Annotated in this window: 8 protein-coding genes; all 8 read left to right on the top strand. The window is 41.4% G+C overall.

Annotated elements, in window-relative coordinates; translation table 11 throughout:
- Window positions 1-129: 129 nt before the first annotated feature.
- On the top strand, window positions 130-2,286 hold the full coding sequence (locus WG906_RS04245; RefSeq protein WP_339991277.1) for an MG2 domain-containing protein: 2,157 nt from the start codon (window positions 130-132) through the stop codon (window positions 2,284-2,286).
- Between the two features lie 494 nt (window positions 2,287-2,780).
- Window positions 2,781-3,188: a response regulator gene (locus WG906_RS04240; RefSeq protein ID WP_339991276.1), complete on the top strand. Its 408-nt coding sequence runs from the start codon at window positions 2,781-2,783 to the stop codon at window positions 3,186-3,188.
- A 46-nt stretch (window positions 3,189-3,234) separates the two neighbouring features.
- The gene (locus tag WG906_RS04235) at window positions 3,235-3,768 is read left to right on the top strand and encodes a DUF892 family protein (RefSeq protein WP_339991275.1); all 534 of its coding nucleotides are present in this window, start codon (window positions 3,235-3,237) and stop codon (window positions 3,766-3,768) included.
- A gap of 824 nt (window positions 3,769-4,592) precedes the next feature.
- The gene (locus WG906_RS04230; RefSeq protein WP_339991274.1) at window positions 4,593-7,205 is read left to right on the top strand and encodes a glycoside hydrolase family 3 C-terminal domain-containing protein; all 2,613 of its coding nucleotides are present in this window, start codon (window positions 4,593-4,595) and stop codon (window positions 7,203-7,205) included.
- 161 nt (window positions 7,206-7,366) lie between these two features.
- Window positions 7,367-11,728, top strand: coding sequence for a hybrid sensor histidine kinase/response regulator transcription factor (locus WG906_RS04225; RefSeq protein ID WP_339991273.1), 4,362 nt, complete (start codon window positions 7,367-7,369; stop codon window positions 11,726-11,728).
- Window positions 11,729-12,171: 443 nt separating this feature from the next.
- On the top strand, window positions 12,172-15,387 hold the full coding sequence (locus WG906_RS04220; RefSeq protein ID WP_339991272.1) for a SusC/RagA family TonB-linked outer membrane protein: 3,216 nt from the start codon (window positions 12,172-12,174) through the stop codon (window positions 15,385-15,387).
- 37 nt (window positions 15,388-15,424) lie between these two features.
- Window positions 15,425-17,353 carry a RagB/SusD family nutrient uptake outer membrane protein gene (locus WG906_RS04215; protein WP_339991271.1) on the top strand — a complete coding sequence of 643 codons (1,929 nt, stop codon included), beginning with the start codon at window positions 15,425-15,427 and terminating at the stop codon, window positions 17,351-17,353.
- A 17-nt stretch (window positions 17,354-17,370) separates the two neighbouring features.
- Entirely contained in the window at window positions 17,371-19,521 is a 2,151-nt protein-coding gene (locus tag WG906_RS04210; protein WP_339991270.1) for a hypothetical protein, read from the top strand.
- Window positions 19,522-19,733: the final 212 nt, after the last annotated feature.

Here is a 19,733-nt window from a genome sequence, read left to right as displayed (position 1 = left end):
GTCCCTGTAAAAGGTGCCGGGAAAATCAAGGCGTTAGAATTTTAGGTAGAGTCTCCTGGCGGGCTGGTTCTGCACGTTTTGCAGCTCACCAAAAACTTCTTATTTTGCATAACCAATTGCCTCACACATATGTACCTATCGAGATACCTTCTTTCCTTTTTTACCTCGATTCTGGTGTTTCTTGTCGACGCCACCGGTCAGACAGTCCACGCTAAAGTGCCAATGCTGGTATTTGAGAAGTTGTATCTGCATACTGACCGAGAGTACTATAATGCAGGCGAAGATCTATGGTACAAAGCATACCTGCTTAATGGACAGAGTGCTATGCTCACAGCCTCGAGTGATTCCCTGAGTGTCCGACTGCTGAATGAACAATCAGAAACCGTCGTCCAACAACCTGTTCGCTTACATAACGGCCTTTCTAAAGGAGATCTTCGCCTGCCGAAAGATCTGCCTTCAGGTAACTATATCCTGAGGGCCAATACAGCCTTTACTTCTTACCTGGGTAACAATTTGCGGTTTGAGAAATTGATAGTGGTTTACAATCAGAACCCTGCCGTGGCTAAAAATACTTCAACCGGCACATCTTCGGCGCGGACTTCTGATACATCGAAACAGCAGGGGCAACTAGCTCCGAGAGCACTGCCCCCTCTAAGCCTTTATCCAGAGGGAGGTTCGTTGATTGAAGGAGTAGAAAGTGTCGTGGCTTTCAAAAACAACAGCGCCCAGCACCTTAGCGGTACACTGACTGACCATGCTGGAAAGGTGCTGTTGAACTTTAGTGCGGGTGCCGCAGGTATGGGTAAGTTTAAGCTGAAGCCCATTGCCGGAATGAGCTATACGGTAAAAGTCAAATTATTTACGGGAGAAAGTTTTACTGTTCCGGTTCCCCCGGCACTCTCCAGCGGCATGACCATCAGTACCCATTGGAAAGATTCGGCACTTGTTGTGCGAATATTGACCAATGAATCTACCATAAAGAGCCAGTCTTCTCCCTACTACACATTAGCGGGTAAAAACAAGGGCAAGACCTTCCATATGTCCAAACTGACAATCAAAGCCACCAGCAATGAAGTCACGATTAAGAAGTCGGAGATACCTGGTGGTATTTCCGACTTCCGTTTAACAGATGAAAATGACAGGCCCCAGTCAGAGCGGTTGGTATACCATGAACGAGCAGGCCGGCCGGAGGTAAGGATAGAAAAGGCAGCAGCAGACTCCGGTGTGAATGTAGTTATTAGCCTGAAAGGGCTGGGAGATAAAGCAGTTCAGGGGAATGTATCGGTTTCAGTAACCGATGAATCTGTACCTTCAAATGCGACTGATTTTATCAGTTATATCGATCTTCGTTCGGAGATCAAGGGCCCTATTGACAATGTCCGGTCCTACTTTGACCGTAATAATAAGGAAGGAAAGGAAATGCTTGACCTGCTGCTGATGACCCGAGGGTGGCGTTATTTCCTGTGGCGCCGGATAATAGATGCGGATTTAAGAATGGGGAAAGATGGGCTGGAGACAGAGGCAAAGAGTCTTCTGGCCGCTTCCAGCTACCGGTCATTGGAAGCAGGTGCACTAAAGGAGCCGGCCCAATCTCTGAAAGACAACATCCGGTTAAAAGACGTAACGATAAGGGCAAAGGAAAAGATAAAGTTGGTGGACCAGGTATTCAGGCCTTTCAAAACAGACACCTGGATGGTTGATCCCAAAGACTATGATCATAAGAACCTTCGTCATTATTTGGAGCACTATACCTATTTATTCACGCTTGGATTACCCAGATTGATTGTTGATGGTTATGCATTTCCCTATACAAATACCGGGGATGCAGAAATGCTGGAACAAATTCTTGATTCTTACTATGCGACGCCCGTTTCTGCGTTTGAAAAAATCAATATTAAATGGTCGATTGACAGATCCGTGGAGAGCATGATCTATAAACCAATTGACCGGGATGCAGGTGAAACGAGCAAAAAAGGCCCTGGCTATGTCTATGTTTTAGAACTTACCACCAACTCGGCGATCCCCAAACACCTGGTGGATAAATGGAAAGGTGCAGAACGCAACTTTTATCAGGCCCGGGAATTTGCAGAGGTGGTAGACCCGTTTTTAACGAAAGGTGTCCGCCTTAACACAATTTTTTGGGAGCCCAATAAGATAACAGACGATAAGGGTGAATTAACAATCTCCTTTCCGCCTCCGGAGAAGAACAAGCGTGTAAGGGTAGTGGTGGAGGGTATAACAGAAGACTCAGGTCCGGTAAGTGCAGAAAAGGTGTTAGAGTTTTAACCATTCGCACTAGAGTCATGAGGTAATTAAAATATCGACTTAAAAAAATAACATAGATTTTCTTATGGATCAAAGTATGTTTAGTGTTTGTCCAGGTTATAGTCCGCGAATTACAGTGTTAAATTTTTTTCAGTCCAGTCTTAAGACAAGCAAGAGTGCATGGTTAAGAGAGCCGAAAACCATGCAGAGAACCAGTATTTATATTAAAATAGCCTTCGCGGTGACTGTTTTACCATAGTTCAGGCAAGGGCGATTATTGCAGATCTTCCAAATTTTACCTGTAATAGAAGATAAATGGTCGATCTTTTGGATAGCTCATTTATGAGATACGTTTTATTGGGTTTCATTTTAGATAGAATATTAATTGTACGTTAAATAAGGCGTTTTTAGTCCTGGGCCTGCATAGTGAAATTTCCACCCTGTTCTGAGTGGCCTGAAGCAGTGTTTTATTATTGGCACTGAATTGGTTATACTGTATTTCTAATAATCAGGAAATGAACAAAAGTATATTTGTAATTGACGATTACTTAATCAATCTGCTGATTGCTAAAATAATTATTAAAAACCATGGTTTTTTTGAAACCATAACTCCTTATTTGGAAGCACAAAAAGCCTTAGAGGATATAATTCATAATCAAAGCAGCAAATTGATGTTACCCGACGTAATATTGCTTGACCTCAATATGCCTGTGATGGATGGCTGGAATTTTTTAGATCGGTATAAAGAAATCAGTCCCTCTTTAGGGAAATGTATCGATATTTATATCTTATCATCATCAACTGATATCCGGGAGATTCAACGGTCAAAGCAGTACACCGCTGTTAACGGCTTTCTGTCAAAGCCTTTGACAAAAGAAATGCTTGAAGACATTATGATTTCCAATTTAGCCACAGCAAGCTAAGACACTTTAATCTCCGGTAAACTATTATAGAAACATTTGCTTATATATGAATATCCTCAAACCTCTGCAAATTCCACATGAAGAAAACACTAAAGGCTTTGATGCGCTAGCTTTTAGTGCGGTCTTCAAAACTCAATTAAGTACCATGTACTGTGCATTAACGCATTTGTCAAAGAATCTTGCCATTTTGGGGTCTTTGGCCTCTTTCCCGAGTTTGAGGCTGGCTTTTGACGAGAGTTTGGAAGACACTCATAAACAACTTAAACGTATTGACGAAATAGCTAAATTTTTTATAGTGGATGACTATGAGAATCATTCCTTAGGAGTAGAAGCAATTGTTCAGGAAACATATGTAGCGATTAGTAAAACACCAGCTAACTCCTTTCAAAGAGATATGTCACTAATATTTTATGCTCATATAATAAAACATGTTGAGGTAGGTGCTTACCGAACATTGAGAATTGCCGCTGCTAAGCTGGGATATAACCAGGCAAAAACCCTGTTAACCGAGAATATGGATGAGGCTAAAGACAATGACAAACTGTTTTTATTAATATCAAAGCACCACCTTGATAATTAGATGAAGTGGTATAAACAAATCTTTTTGCTAAAAGTATGTATTCCAAATCTTCTTTCACTGGGCCTTAAATTTTAAGAATGTACAGTCCTGATTTGTGAGTACAGAAGATTTGCTTTTTAACCGTGGTAGATTTTAATTAAATAGTAGTGGGTCCGCCAGATGAATCGATTATGAAATTGATAATGCAGGCATTAGTTTGAATAATTTTTTTGCAAAATTGAAAAAAAGCGTACATTTAGAAACCAAACTATCCAAATATACCTCATATAAACCCTTGTCTTTCAGACGGGGGTTTTTGCTTTTGCAATAATTTGATTTCTCAATTGCCAAACTGTTAATTTTTGTTAAAATTCTTTGTATTTCTGGCAAATTTTATATCTTTGTCTCAGGTTTATAATTGGTTAGTTAAAAGGTCTTCATTCTCCCCGTTTGAAGACCTTTCTTTTTTGAGGTCCTTCGAACAAGCCATTAATTTCAAGTTCAAGCCTTTTTATGATCAAGAGGCTCTGGTAATCGTTTAATTTTATATATCTCACAAACCCATCTCCAGCTAAAGTACTCTGAGATATCAGTAATAATATTCATTGTTTACCTGAATTTGTACCTGTTCGACCAAATTTTTAACCCTTTTTTTTTAATTCTGATATAGGTTTGTAAGCAAATTCAGATGGTGCCAAAAATAAAAGATGAACCTGATTTTATACACAAATACTATTACCTGATGCGCGACCAGTATTCAGCCCATTTCAGAAAGTTTATTAAGTGATTTTCCTTCTGGTTATTAAATACAACAGACAATCAATATACTCTAAACCATTTTTAAAATGAGAATTATCTTAATAACGGGCATCATTTGCCTGTTCTTTATTCCACAGGCCAGTTTTTCCCAAACTTCAAAGTTTCCTTTTCAGGATTATAATTTGACTTTTGAGAAACGCGTTGATGATTTAGTCAGCAGACTTACATTAGAGGAGAAGGTTGCCCAGATGTTAAATACCGCACCGTCAATCCCGCGTCTTGGAGTACCCGCATATGATTGGTGGAATGAAACATTACATGGGGTTGCAAGAACTCCTTATAATACAACAGTTTTTCCGCAGGCAATAGCCATGGCGGCAACTTTTAATCCGGCTTCGCTGTTTAAAATGGCTGATTATTCTGCATTGGAAGGGAGAGCCATTTACAATAAGGCCCTGGAATCCGGAAAGCCCGGCAAAAGATACCAGGGTCTCACTTATTGGACACCTAATATCAATATTTTTCGCGATCCGCGTTGGGGAAGAGGCCAGGAAACTTATGGAGAAGACCCTTTTCTTACCTCAGTTCTTGGAGATGCCTTTGTAAAGGGATTACAGGGAAATGATCCGAAATATTTGAAAGCTGCAGCTTGTGCCAAACATTATGCGGTGCATAGCGGTCCCGAGCCTTTGCGACATAATTTTGATGTGGATGTTTCTGCATATGATCTTTGGGATACTTATTTGCCCGCTTTTCAGAAACTGGTAGTTGATTCAAAAGTAGCTGGTGTAATGTGCGCTTATAATGCCTTTCGCACCCAACCCTGCTGCGCCAGTGATATTCTAATGAATGACATTCTGCGTGATCAATGGAATTTCAAAGGTTATGTAACCTCGGATTGCGCCGGAATTGAAGATTTTTTTACCAAGCACAAAACTCATCCCGACGCTGAATCAGCATCGGTTGATGCTGTATTTCACGGAACAGATGTAGAGTGCGGAAAGGGTGCTTACCTTTCTCTGGTACAAGCTGTAAAGAATGAGAAAATTAGCGAAAAGCAAATTGATATTTCAGTTAAACGCCTATTTATGATCAGATTCCAATTGGGCCTGTTCGATCCTGTTTCTATGGTGAAATATGCTCAAACTCCGGCATCAGTTTTAGAGAGCAGCGAACATAAGGCGCATGCTCTGCAAATGGCTCGCCAGTCGATGGTTTTGCTTAAGAATGATAAGATCCTTCCTCTTAGTAAGAGCTTAAGGAAAATTGTAGTCTTAGGACCTAATGCAGATAATTCTGTTTCAATTCTAGGTAACTATAACGGGAATCCTTCTAAGCTCTCTACTGTATTACAGGGGATAAAAGATAAGGTTGGAGCAAATACGGAAGTTATTTATGAGAAGGCGATAAACTTTACCAATAATGACCTTTTGAATTATGAAGATGTAAGCAACCTGTTTTCCTATGAAGGCAAGCAAGGTTTTAAAGCGGAGTATTTTGATAATATAGAGCTTAAGGGACAGCCTGCCGTCAGAAACGAAAGTGTGATAAATCATATCTGGCAGGAAGGTCAGACAGTAATTAATAATCTTAACGCTAATGATTTCTCCGCCCGTTATACCACTAATTTCAAAGCAAAGGCTGATCAGAGCCTGGCATTGGAGATCGATGCTGATAATGGCTACAGGCTTATGGTAAACGGAAAGATAGTTATAGACGACTGGGCAACTAAAAAACGGGAGCTAAAAAGGTTTAACCTAAAATCGCAAAAAGACTCTGTGTACAATGTAGTTATTGAATTCTGGCAGGGCGATGGTAATGCTCATTTAAAGTTCAATATTGGCCATTATGTAAAAACGAATTTTACCGCTTTGGCTGAACGTTACAAAGATGCAGATGCATTCATATTTGCAGGAGGAATTTCTCCCCAGTTAGAGGGGGAATCAATGAGGGTTGATGATCCCGGTTTCGCTGGCGGCGATCGTACTTCAATTTTATTACCTGCCGTTCAAACGGAATTAATGAAATCATTAAAATCGACCGGCAAACCTGTGGTTTTTGTAATGATGACAGGAAGCGCAATTGCAACGCCATGGGAATCGGATAATATTCCGGCTATTTTAAACGCGTGGTACGGCGGGCAGTCGGCAGGAACAGCGGTAGCGGATATCCTCTTTGGCGATTATAATCCTTCAGGTAAGTTACCGGTAACATTTTATAAAGGAGACAGTGATCTGGCAAGTTTTACAGATTACAATATGGATAACAGAACCTACCGTTATTTTAAAAATAAGCCATTGTACGGTTTTGGTTATGGTTTAAGTTATACAACCTTTAAATACGATCAGCTGGCTGTCCCGGCAAAAGTAATAAAGGGGAAAAACGTACTTGTATCAGTCAGAGTAACCAACACGGGAAAACTAGAAGGCGAGGAAGTAGCACAGCTTTACGTTGTTAATCAAAATTCTTCTGTAAAGGCCCCTCTTAAAGCCTTAAAAGGTTTTGAGCGGATCACTCTTAAGGCTGGCGAAAGTAAGATCGTCAAGTTTACATTGTCACCTAAGGATTTGTCCTATATAAGTTCTAAGGGTCTGAGCATTCAGTTTACAGGCAAAGTAAATATCGCGGTAGGAGGAAATCAGCCTGACGAGCTTCACACAAGCAGTAACGTAACACAAAAAATAATTACTATAAATTAGATTCTTAAGGCCCTTTACAAAGGGACACCTGGCGCTGCGTTTATTTTTGCAAAAAGCAGTATCGTTCTGATGGTTAATTGGTATTTTTAGCGTAGATTTTCAGTCTCCGAACTTCATAGTTCGGGGACTGTTAAGAATTTGCCAGGTTAACCGTATTATTAATGTGTGAAAGATTTAGAGCTTGTATATATATTCTACTAATACAAGTTTTCTGCGTTCAAGCTTATTGTCAGGTTATAACAAATGTCAGGCATTACTCCACTGCCGATGGCTTGTCTGACAACAAGGTTACCTCTATTACAAAAGATAGTGAAGGTTTTATGTGGTTTGGATCCTGGTCCGGGATCACCCGCTTTGACGGAAATAATTTCCTTGTTTTCAAATCTTCTCCGGGAGACAGCTCCAGCCTTAAGAGTAATCGGATAGATGATATTATTGAAGATCCGGGTGAAACCAGTCACTTATGGGTTAAGGCTTACGATAATGTTTACAGGTTTGATAAGCGAACTCAACGGTTTATCGCGATAGCGGAGTTGTTAGACGATACTTCGTTGCGAAAAGTCTCATTCACCAAAATCTTAGCAGTAAAAGAGGGTCGCGTTTGGCTAAAAACTGAAAATGAGGGCTTGTTTTTGATTACCAATTCATCAGGAAGTAAACCCCATTGTATCAGGATATCAAAAGAGTCGGGCGTTAATTATAGGTTACCTGCGAATGCTATCACATTTTTTCACCTTGACAAATTTAATAATGCCTGGATTGGTACAGCTTTGGGTTTAAGGGTGTTGAAATATAAGCCAAAGGGTGGTTTTGAAATCAAAATGATTCAAGGTTTAGGAAAAGAAGCATTTACAGGTATAACTGAAAATAAAAATTTAGTTTGGCTGGGGACTGATCGGGGTTACCTGTTATCTATTGACAGGAGTCTGAAGATAGGGAAGGCATATAAAATTTCAAATAGTAGATTGAATCATATAAGCGTGTCGCGCGACTTAAATAAGGTTTACTGTTCGACGTCAGATGGAATGCTGATTTCTGTTTCGGGAAATGGTAAATCTGAGGTATTAGCACGGGTTACTGACAAATCACCATTGCTATTTATGTATGAGGATCGTTTCTCTAATTTATGGATCGAGTCTAATAGTTTTTGTCTTGTAAAATATTCTCCCATTCATAAAAAATTGACCTATTTTTTTCCCAGGTCAAACTATCAATTTAAAGCGACGAGTAGAAATTTCGTAATCTTTGAGGATAAAAATGGAAGAGTTTGGATAAATATCAAAGGTCTCAAAGGTTACAATAGTCAGAAAGAAATTTTTGAGGCTCCTGTTTTTGAATATAAAGGCGAAAATGAGAATTTATCGAGAATTAAGAATCGATATTTGTATGATCCTGCAGGAGTTCTGTGGGTATTACCCGACGATGGCGGTGTCGAAAAGATCCTTTTTAAGGAGCACGACTTCAGGCAGTTTCTCCCTCAGGCAAATCTTTTCAGAAAAGAAGATGGTGAAATAAGGGGAATTTATACAGACAGAAGAAACCGCCTATGGATGGGAACGAAGTCCGGCGATTTGTTGGTATATAAAAACAATACCCGGATTGAAAATATTTTAATCAATAAGCCAAAGTTTGAGACTGGTGTTTATTCCATAGTGGAGGATCGTAGAGGGAGGCTTTGGATTGGGACAAAGGGAGATGGATTATTTAAGGCAGATCCTATTGACCCGGAAGGAAATAAATATCAGGTTACCCGATATTTATCCGACGGGAAATTCGGCTCTATAAGCAACAGTTCTTTTTATTGCCTGTTAGTTGACAAAAAAGGACGGGTATGGGCGGGCACCTTTGGCGCAGGATTGATCCTTATTCAGGAAAAAAATGGAAAAGCGGTTTTTACAACTAATACTTCTTTCAATAAGTATCCAAAAAACGGCTACCAGAGAATAAGGCATCTTGCTGAGGATGCAAACGGCAGGATATGGATTGGTACCACTGAAGGCCTTTTGGTATTTGATCCCAATTCGGGTTCCCCGGAGAATTATGAATTCCGGCGGTATGAGAAGGAGCCGGGAAATATTAATAGTCTGGGTGGAAATGATGTGCAATTCCTGTTTAAAGACTCAAGAAACCAGATGTGGGTTCTGACTTCATCGGGAGGGCTCAACCTGGCATTAGGGACAAATCCGCTTAAATCCTTGTCGTTCTTAAATTATTCTACCAGGGATGGGCTACCCAGTGATTTTTTATTGAGCTGTGCGGAGGATAATCAGAGGAATCTCTGGATAGCTACTCAGAACGGAATTGCCAAGTTCGCTTTAGACAAGAAGAAATTTCAGAATTTTAACCATTATAATGGCCTGTCAAAGGCTTCTTTTTCAGAAGCATCATGTACAAAGACGATGAACGGCGATCTTTTTTTCGGGACAACGATAGGTTGTTTGATGTTCAGCCCGTCTAAAATTCAGACAGAAAAAGTCAATGTCAAATTGGCGTTTACCGGCTTTCAGGTGAATGGCGAAGAGGTTGTACCAGGAAATAATTCGCCTTTGGCGGTGCCGATTAATAATTCAGAAAAAGTCGTTCTTAATCATGATCAAAACAGTTTTAGTATAGAGTTTGCCCTTTTGGATTATCATTCGATGGAGAAGCGGAATTACGCCTCCAGGTTACTGGGTCTGGATGATGTTTGGAGTAATACCAGAGGCCAAAGAAGGGCTACATATAGCAAATTGTCTCACGGTAATTATGTATTTGAGGTTAAAAGTTTGAACGAAGAACTGTATAAGAATGCACCAATACGATCATTGCATATCACTATTCTCCCTCCACCCTGGAAGACATGGTGGGCCTATCTGATCTATATTCTAATAATTGTAGTTCTGTTTATACTTATCAGAAGAACAATTCTTACGGTTCTTGGGCTAAGGCAACAGATTGAGATAGATAGCAGGGTTGCTGAATTAAAATTGAAATTTTTCACTCAGATTTCGCACGAATTAAGGACTCCTCTTACACTTATTGTTAATCCTGCTGAGGAAGTTCTAAAACAAGAAAATCTATCAGTAAAGGGACGGGAATACCTGAATACAGTGGTAAAAAATTCCCGCCGCATGGTCCGGTTGGTAAATCACTTGTTAGATCTGAGAAAAGTACAGAGTGGAAAAGCTACACTGCGAATAAGTAAGGTTGAAATAGTTTCCTTTTTAAAAGATATGAGAACCTATTTTTCTGATGTACTCAGAGAAAGAAATTTGCGTGTGGAAGTAGTCTCAGAGTTTTCAGAACTAGTTATACCTGCCGATAAAGAAAAATTAGACATTGTTTTTTATAATCTATTGGCTAATGCCATTAAGTTCTCTCCAGACAAGTCCCATATACAAATTATTATAAAGAGTGGGTCTTCGGGCTTTTTAAGGGTCGAGATTGTTGACGAAGGGGTAGGAGTAGCGGAAAATGAGCTAAAGGACATTTTTGAGCTATATTACGAGGGAGAACAGTTATCAGACAAACCGCAGAAAGGCACCGGTATCGGCCTTGCTTTATCGAAAGAGCTCGTAGAACTGCACGGTGGTTTTATCCGTGCTGAAAATAACTCTTCTTCGGGACTTAAAGTTATCGTAGAATTAAAGGTGGACAATATAGACTCTCACTCTGAAGAAGTACATTCCACATATGGCCAACTTACACAGGTTGATTATGAAGAGCTGTCGCCTGCAACGATTGAAGGAAATGAGGACAGGCCACTTGTGCTTTTAGTAGAGGATAATGATGAGCTGAGAACATTTCTTGCCGGTACATTAGTTGAATCTTATAGGGTGGAAACTGCCAACAATGGAGCAGAAGGCTTAGAAAAGGCAAGGGATTTGCTTCCGGATCTGATTTTAACCGACATAATGATGCCAGTGCTCAATGGCATTCAGTTACTCGAAAGGGTAAAGGGTGATTTGGCTACAAGCCACATTCCTGTAATTTTACTTACCGCACGGTATTCGGTGGAAAGCCAGATTCAGGGATTAAACTACGGAGCCGATTATTATGTAACCAAACCCTTTCAAATGGAGCTGCTACAAGCTGCCATAAGTAACATAATAAATCGTCGAAAAAAGTTATTTCAAAATTTAGTTGAAGGAACGAAAGACGAACTGAATGGTTCTGATCAATTTTTTATATCCCCGCAGGACAAAGCATTTTTGGAGAAAATTATAGCAATCGTTGAGGATAAGTTAGACGATGTTGACTTTAATATTGATGATGTTGCCGGTTCCATCAGAATGAGCCGTTCGGGCTTCTTTAAAAAGTTTAAAAGCCTTACCAATATCGCACCTGTTGAATTCGTACGTGAGACAAGACTTAAGAAGGCGAAAGACTTGTTTAACGCAGGAGAAGACAATGTTTCTACAGTGGCTTATACAGTCGGATTTAACAATCCAAAATATTTTAGCACATGTTTTAAGGCGCAGTATCAGCAAACACCTAGCGAATACCTTAAAACCCTTAAAAAGACAGAGAAAAAGGAGATATAATAGTTGTCAGTCCTGTTTTTTCATTTTATGACCGGATATTTTTTTACAAGGATATGAGCGGTTTTTTGGTAGTTTTTATCAGAATTTAGACCTTTTTTATTAGAATTTGAACCTTCTGATTTCCGTTCTTGATTAAGTTTGTGTTAAGATTAAGACTTCGGTTTAAATCTCTAACCAATAACCAATTTTTAGCAAACCCAAAATTATCGTAGAGTAAGTATTCAATCGTCGGTGGTGCCAACGTTCGCATTTTTAGTATACAACCAAATAATTATTTATAAATCCTAACAACAAAAAGAATGCTTATGTAAATATTTTACTTACCCCCTTTTGTAACTCAATTGTTCATTCGTGCCGGTAATCTACCCTGCACTCATTTATGAAGCGTTATAAACAACCAACAATTAACAAACTAATAATTACAAATTAAAATTACTTGCATTATGAAAAGACTGCTACTCCCAATCTTGCTGTTGGTTTCTCTCAGCTTGTTTGCTCAGGAAAGGCAAATTACCGGTAAGGTAATAGAAAAGGGCAAAGGAGAGGCATTGCCAGGTGTTTCAATCCTGCTTCGGGGAACCAATGTGACAACCGTTACAGATGGAAATGGAAAATTCTCTCTCCTGACCACAAAGACTGGAACCGTCGAACTGGAGTTTAGAATGATAGGTTTTGTAACTCAGGTTGTTTCTGAGAAGGGAAGCGGCCCGGTAAGCATTGCAATGGCAGAGGACTCCAAGGCTTTGGAAGAAGTTGTCGTTGTGGGTATGGGTTATGGCTCCGCTGTGAAAAGAAGTGAACTTACCGGTTCTGTTTCCACGGTGTCGGGAACGACATTGGCACGTGTTCCGGTGTCTTCGGCAGCTGAGGCTCTGCAAGGTAAAGCAGCTGGTGTACAGGTAACTACTGCGGATGGCACGCCCGGTTCTGAGGTGAATATTCGTATTCGAGGGGGGACCTCAGTAACACAAAGTAACGCTCCTCTTTTTATCGTTGACGGATTTCCCGTTGATAACATCAATGATATACCTCCTACAGATATTCAGAGTATCGACATTCTTAAGGATGCATCGATGACGGCGATTTACGGTGCTCGCGGAGGAAACGGGGTTGTCGTGGTAACCACGAAACGCGCCCGGTCCGGTAAAGTAAGTGTAACTTTCAACCACAACACCCAGGTGAGGACCCTGGCCCGTAAAATTGACTTGATGAATCCCTATGAATTTGTAAAAATTCAATACGAGTCAGTTGTAGGTAATAATGCAAACCGTCAGAAATTCCGGGGAAACTTTGGTAATCCACTCGATTTTGATTTATATAAGCGATTTGAAGCAAATGACTGGCAGGATGAGATTTTAGGAGGGTCGCCTCTGAGCCAAATGTATAACCTCACGCTGAACGGTGGTGCGCAAGCCCTGAGGTTCAATGCAAGTATAACGCACCATGACGAGCAGGGAGTTCTTATTGGATCGGGCCTGAAGCGCACCAACGTCAATACAAAATTTAGCGCCGACCTCTCTAAAAATGTGAAATTGCTGATCAATCCGAGGTTCACCTATCGTCAGAACAGCGGCGCCGGTGCAGACGCTGTTGGCGGCGGCGGTATCATGGACGTGCTGCGTTACCGGCCAATAAATGGTCTCCGGGAATTTTCGTTTCTTCCCGCAGAGGACATTGATCCGGAAGATGAACGTTCTTTTGTATATACAAACCCTAAAGGGGACATTGACCAGAACTATCTGCGAGGGAATAATTATGATTTCACCAACCAGGCGTCGGTTGAATGGAATATTGTGCCGGGGCTGATTTTCAAGACGCTGGGTACACAGTTTATGGGATATAATTTTGGAGATCGTTTTTGGGGCGATCTAACTTCAACTGCAGCGGGTAACAACGGCTTGCCTTTAGCCGAACTTTCAACCCAAAGGCGAAATGAATATGGTTGGACGAATACCCTGGAGTATATAACATCGATAGAAAAGCACAATTATACCTTGCTTGTAGGGCAGGAACTAAATAGTAAAAAGCGGTTCACAAGCACAAATAGCTCTCGTTTTTTTCCAAAAGCAGTTGAGCCGGAAAGAGCGATTCGGAATCTGAATCTCGGAACTCCCTGGAAATCTTCAACATTTATAACTTCGCCTGAAAGATTATCATCGTATTTTGCACAGGCCAACTACAATTTTGATCGAAAATACCTGCTTTCGCTTACCTATCGTGCCGATGGCTCGACCAAGTTTGCGCCAGGAAAGCAGTGGGGACACTTCCCTGCAATTTCCGGCGCCTGGGTGGTATCGAACGAAACGTTTATGGCTGATCAAAACTTATTTTCACAACTTAAGATTCGGGCTGCCATGGGTAAAGCAGGAAATAACCGGATTACGGACGATATGTGGCGGTATCAGTACGAAATTAGTTCAAGCGGGGGGCCGGGATGGGGAGAAAGCAATGAAACCGGATCCGAATATTATCTGAATACAGGTGGCAGAACTATACCTAATCCTGATATTAAATGGGAAACTTCGCTAACCCGTAACCTGGCCTTCGACATCGGAATGTTTGATGAGCGCCTGACGATAACACCCGAAGTATATTGGAATACTACAACGGATTTGCTTTACCTGAGTAATATTCCCACCACCTCAGGGTATACACAACAAATGCAAAATATCGGCCAGGTGACCAACCGCGGATTCGACCTGAGTGTTAATGCACAGATTATTAAAAAGCAGAACGCTTACCTGACTACTACCTTAACCTTCGGATCAAACAAGACGCGTATTGATAAGCTTAATGGTACTGAAAACGCTCTTTGGATGACTAATACCCGCTGGCAATCTTCAGACAGTGACTATATGTTAAAAGTCGGCGACCAGCTGGGGCTTATCTATGGCTATGTGTACGATGGAATTTACAGATTTGATGAATTCGATCTGCAAGGCCTTAACTACGTAGCTAAGCCCGGTACAGTTAATAACGACGCACTTTTCGGTACACAACCGGGCAGGCCAAAATTCAAGAACTTTGTGAACGAAGATGGTCAGGCTAATGTAGTCAATTCAAATGACCGTGTAGTGATAGGGAATACCAATCCAAAATTCAGCGGAGGTTTAAATCTTGCAGGAGGCTGGCGTAATTTCGATATTTCTGCTAACTTCTTCGGGATGTACGGATTCGATGTAAACAACGCGTCGCGTTATACTTTGTCGTCTTTCGAAAACAATACTAATAACTACTTCAATATCCTTCCGGAATTTAATGGAAATAACCGCTGGAGATATGCGGATGATATCTACGGTGACCGGATGGTGAGCACGGCGAGTTACGTTGCTCAGTACCAGGAAGTAAATGCCGATGCTACGATCTTTAATCCGGTAGATATTGGCAAGAAAGTAACGCACTCTTATTTTATCGAAGACGGTTCTTTCCTGCGTTTACAAGACCTTACCCTGGGCTACACATTACCTCAAAGCGTTATGAGCCGCCTCAAAGTGGGAAATCTGCGGGTTTTTCTCAGCGGCTACAACCTGTTTTTATGGACCAAGTATAAGGGGTATGACCCAGAAGTTGATGTACAAACAGGACTTACACCAGGCCTGGATTATAACCGTTATCCACGAAGCCGGAATTTTGTGGCTGGTTTAAATATCACTTTATAATCCAGTCACTCACAGAATAGTATAAATTTAGATAGATATGAGGAAATATATTATAATTCTCAGTACCATATTAATCTCCCTTGCTTCCTGCAAAAAGAATTTTTTGGAAGTAAGTTCCGACTCGAAATACGAAGGCGAATATGTGTTTGGAAACAAAGAGGAAATCAACAGGGTATTAACTTCGGTGTATGCTTCATTAATGAGCAATGACACTTACGGTAACGCGTTTTTTAGCACTTTCGCTTTAAACAGTGATGTGGAGTTTACAGCCTTCTCCAATGAGTTTACGAACATCAGCGGAGAGGATTTCAGAGCGTTTGATGGCGCCCAGCATGCTCCCTCCATCCAGAGATTCTGGAATAAGCAATACGAAGGAATTGAACGGGCAAATATCTTTATTGATGGAGTCCAGAGCAGCCCCGTTTTTAATACCGGGGACAAGGATCTCACGCAGCAACTCGGTGAGGCGAAAGTTCTCAGAGCGATGTTCTACCACGATTTGGTGGTGATGTTTGGAGAAGTTCCTTTTAATACAGAGTCGTCTATGAAACTTGGAAAATCGTTTGTGATTCCGATGACCGACCGGAATGAAATCCTCAGCTTCCTCATTGAAGATTTGAGAGGGGCTGCTTCTGGCATGAAATACGCAGCTGCACTGGATCACGGTGTAGAACGGGTATCTAAGGAATTTTGTTATGGCATGATCGCCCGGATGGCTTTAACCCGCGGTGGGTATGCCCTGTATCCTGAAGGCGCCTCAGGCGCGATGAAACGGATGCCCGACTATAAAAATTATTACCAAATTGCCATGCAGTATGCCGATTCGGCTATTTCATCCGGTATGCACAGTCTTAATAAATCTTACAGAAATGTATTTATCGATGAATCCAACTACGTGGTAAGCAATGCCGACGATCCGATTTTTGAGATTCCTTTTCTGAAGCGTTCGAGCAGCAATGTCGGCTTTAATACCGGGCCGGCCGTTGCGTCGGTTGAAGGTGTTACCGTCCATCCCTTTGGGGGCTCTGGCGGTGGCATGCGACTTAATGCATTTTATCATTATTCCTTCGACCGCAAGGATCTCAGGAAAGACTATACAGTCGGAATGTGGAATTATGATGCTGCTGGCCAACCGCAGGTACTTGTTGACTATAGCATGTACAATAATAAGTGGTCAAAATTATGGGCCGATCCTTCAAACGCATTAGGAAGCAATAGCGCCGGAAGTACCGGTATAAATTTCCCGTATATGCGATATGCGGACATCTTATTGATGTTTGCGGAAGCCGTTAATGAGGTGGAGGAAGGTGTAGCCGGGCCGAATGGCGCAAAAGCAATTAAGGCTTTCAAAGACGTCCGCAAGCGCGCATTTCTACCCGCAGACCACGCCCTGAAGGTTGATGGGTATACCAGCACGGCGGCTGCCTCAAAAGGGGCTTTCTTTAATGCTATAGTGGAAGAACGGAAATGGGAATTTGGGGGTGAAAATATACGCTGGAAAGATTTGGTTCGCTGGAACCTTTATTCGAAAGTTGTGTACGATAGTTTTATGGAGTACCTTATAGTAGCTTCAATGGCCGGAGGAGACTTTATGGCCGGTTCCGACAAATATCAGACTCTCCCTGTTAACAAGTTCTACATACGTAAAACTAACCCGGTTAATAAGGACATCTATCCGAACACCACATTGCCTATTATTGAATTTTACAATCCCTGGGAAGCTGTACTTAATCCAGGCGCGGGTTATTTAACCGCCACTTTATATGACTGGTATAACGTAGATACGTCTGTGCCCAGAGCCCAGATTCTTTATTCCTACCGCGGCTTTATTAAAGGCGGACCTGCCGCTAACTGGGAGACGCTGGATCGTAATAACCTGCCGCCGGTGCGTTATATCCTGCCCTTACCTAATTCTGCTCTCCAGTTGAGCAATGGTGCTTATAAGAACCAATATGGCTATAATTAGTGCATAAAAAAATGAATATGAAAACTAAATTTTTTATACTGAACATTGTTCTGGCAAGCTTGGTGGCAATGGTTTTCGATGCCTGCAAGAAACCGGAACTTGAACTTACCGCCGAAGAAGAAAACAGGGCATTTATGGCTGTGTTTCGAACACAGGCGAATACCGGAAAGTCTGGAGATCCTCTTTCCAGTCAGGTTGTTAATACAAATGACATATACCTGGTTTGGAACGGCATCAAAGGCGCTTCGGGTTACCGCATTAAGATGAAAGTTCAATCTGGTTCCTGGGACATTCCAACTGATGTTCTTTGGGACACCATCGTAGGGCCCGATGTTCTTAAACTTACAAAGAGAGATTTGCAATATTCAACCAAGCATAATTTTGCAATACAAACTCTTTCTCCTCTGGGAGAGGCCTTTCATTCGAAGTGGTATGGTCTAGGCGATGGCGCTCACCCTGATGATAGGACAGAATTTGAAACGGGAGAGCGAAAAGGTATTCCCGATGTTGTGTCGGTTTCTAATGTAACAGAAACTGGTATGCGGGTGTGGTTCGACCTGAAAGTATATAGTAAAGACCCGGCGGTTCTTAACCCCAGCTTTCAATATGAGAATGACAAATTTTTAATCGACGAAATCTTAATTCAGCCCGCTTCGGTCAACAAAGATTTGCCCTCGCAAACGATCACTCTCACTCCTGCAGACTTGACAAAAGGATATATTGATGTTACCGGCTTAAGCTCAAATGCCCTATATGTTGTAAATGGGTTAAATAGCGAGGTTGTGCGCTACTGGGACCGCTTGTACAACACTAGTATGGTGCGTATGAGAGGCCAGATAGGTGCACCCATCCTTATTAAGCATATAGTTGACGAGACAAATACCTGGGCAAAACAACATAATGCGTCGCGCCTCGATACTATATTAAATAAATTTCTATTTGATAATACCCTGGCCGAAGGAACTATATTCCTGCTCGAAGCAGGCAAAAATTACTATTTAGGCAGCGGTGTTGTTTTAGCTAAAGGTTTAACCTTGAAAACAAACACTCCGGGCACGAAGCCAACTGTTTTTATGGGGCTTGGCTATAATGATGCCAACAATGGTTCACTTGCTTATAACTTCCAGCTCGGACGGCCGGCCCAGGCCGGCGAAATCGGAAGTATTACTATGGGGGATGTCATTTTCGACGATGTTAACTTCGAGGTGCCGTATGCGGTTAACTTCTTCAATCAGTCCTTACATCCGGGTAAGATAATCACAGGTAACTATTTTATTAACCAGCACTCGGCGTCAATGCCATTCACTTGTTCCAAATTAGAGGCCCGAAATTGTAATTTTCAGGGGATGGTGCGTGCCTGGTTCAGAACGCAAGGCACAAATCGTCAGGTGATCGAAAATATCATTATCGATAATTGTTTGTTCCACGATGATGGTATGTATGATGTTAATGGTCGCGGATATTGTTTGATTACCGGCGAAGCAAAGTCGGAGAAAACAAATATTTTCAATAATGTGGTCATTAAAAATAATTCATTCATTGGAATTAGCTATGATCAACTTGTGCGTGAAAATGCAAACCTTGCCTGGGCGCCAAGTGTGGTCTGGAATGTAACTATTGTGAATAATACTTTTTTAAATGCATTTGCGATCACAAATGGACGTTTCCTGATACAACATCAGAACCCGCCTGCTAACAGTAAGTACACGATTAAGAAGAACCTCTTTATCGCTGTTAAAGCTGCCGGAGACTCCAGACCTTTATTTCTGAGCGGAATGGACTTCAGGACTTATCGTCCGGGTTTAAGTTTCGACATCGCTGATAATTATTCAACTTCAGCAAAATCGGCGAACAATGCGATTACCTATTATTCATCTGCGGAGATATTTAATAACCAGCCGTTTAGCCATAATAGCAGGGGCGCCGGATTTAACGGAGGAGTCCTGAATGTGGGAGGACTGCAGGCAACAAAAGTTATAACCGGACCAACCCCGATTGCTCCCGAAAACCTGATGGTCGATCCTTATCCAAAAGGCAAATTGGTAGGAGCAGCCTGGGCCACTGATGCTCATATTTATAACCTGAATGGTCTGCGGTACAAGAATACTCCTGAAGTATTAAACCATCCAATTTATACCAATGGAATTGGAGATCCTCGTTGGAGGTAATTTTTAGTGAGCGGGAAGTTAATTTCCCATAAACTCTAACCTGAAGATTAGGTTCACCAGTTTAGTGTTATTTGCCCGGCTTTACTTAATTGTAAAACCGGGCTTTTTCTTCAGTCAGGAAAATAAAGAATTAACCGGAACTTACTTGATTTTCAGGAAAGCGATAGCCTCTTCTTGTATAGGTTATCAAAAAAGAGCAGCGGTGCTCTTTT

Source organism: Pedobacter superstes (assembly GCF_037622515.1).
GTDB classification, from domain to species: domain Bacteria; phylum Bacteroidota; class Bacteroidia; order Sphingobacteriales; family Sphingobacteriaceae; genus Paradesertivirga; species Paradesertivirga superstes.
Note: the sequence above shows the minus strand (reverse complement) of the source record. Positions and strands in the feature narration are given on the sequence as shown.

Coding starts and splice junctions, on each gene's coding strand:
- WG906_RS04225 (WP_339991273.1), top strand. CDS start 7,367: ATGTGTGAAAGATTTAGAGCTTGTATATATATTCTACTAATACAAGTT.
- WG906_RS04220 (WP_339991272.1), top strand. CDS start 12,172: ATGAAAAGACTGCTACTCCCAATCTTGCTGTTGGTTTCTCTCAGCTTG.
- WG906_RS04235 (WP_339991275.1), top strand. CDS start 3,235: ATGAATATCCTCAAACCTCTGCAAATTCCACATGAAGAAAACACTAAA.
- WG906_RS04240 (WP_339991276.1), top strand. CDS start 2,781: ATGAACAAAAGTATATTTGTAATTGACGATTACTTAATCAATCTGCTG.
- WG906_RS04215 (WP_339991271.1), top strand. CDS start 15,425: ATGAGGAAATATATTATAATTCTCAGTACCATATTAATCTCCCTTGCT.
- WG906_RS04245 (WP_339991277.1), top strand. CDS start 130: ATGTACCTATCGAGATACCTTCTTTCCTTTTTTACCTCGATTCTGGTG.
- WG906_RS04210 (WP_339991270.1), top strand. CDS start 17,371: ATGAAAACTAAATTTTTTATACTGAACATTGTTCTGGCAAGCTTGGTG.
- WG906_RS04230 (WP_339991274.1), top strand. CDS start 4,593: ATGAGAATTATCTTAATAACGGGCATCATTTGCCTGTTCTTTATTCCA.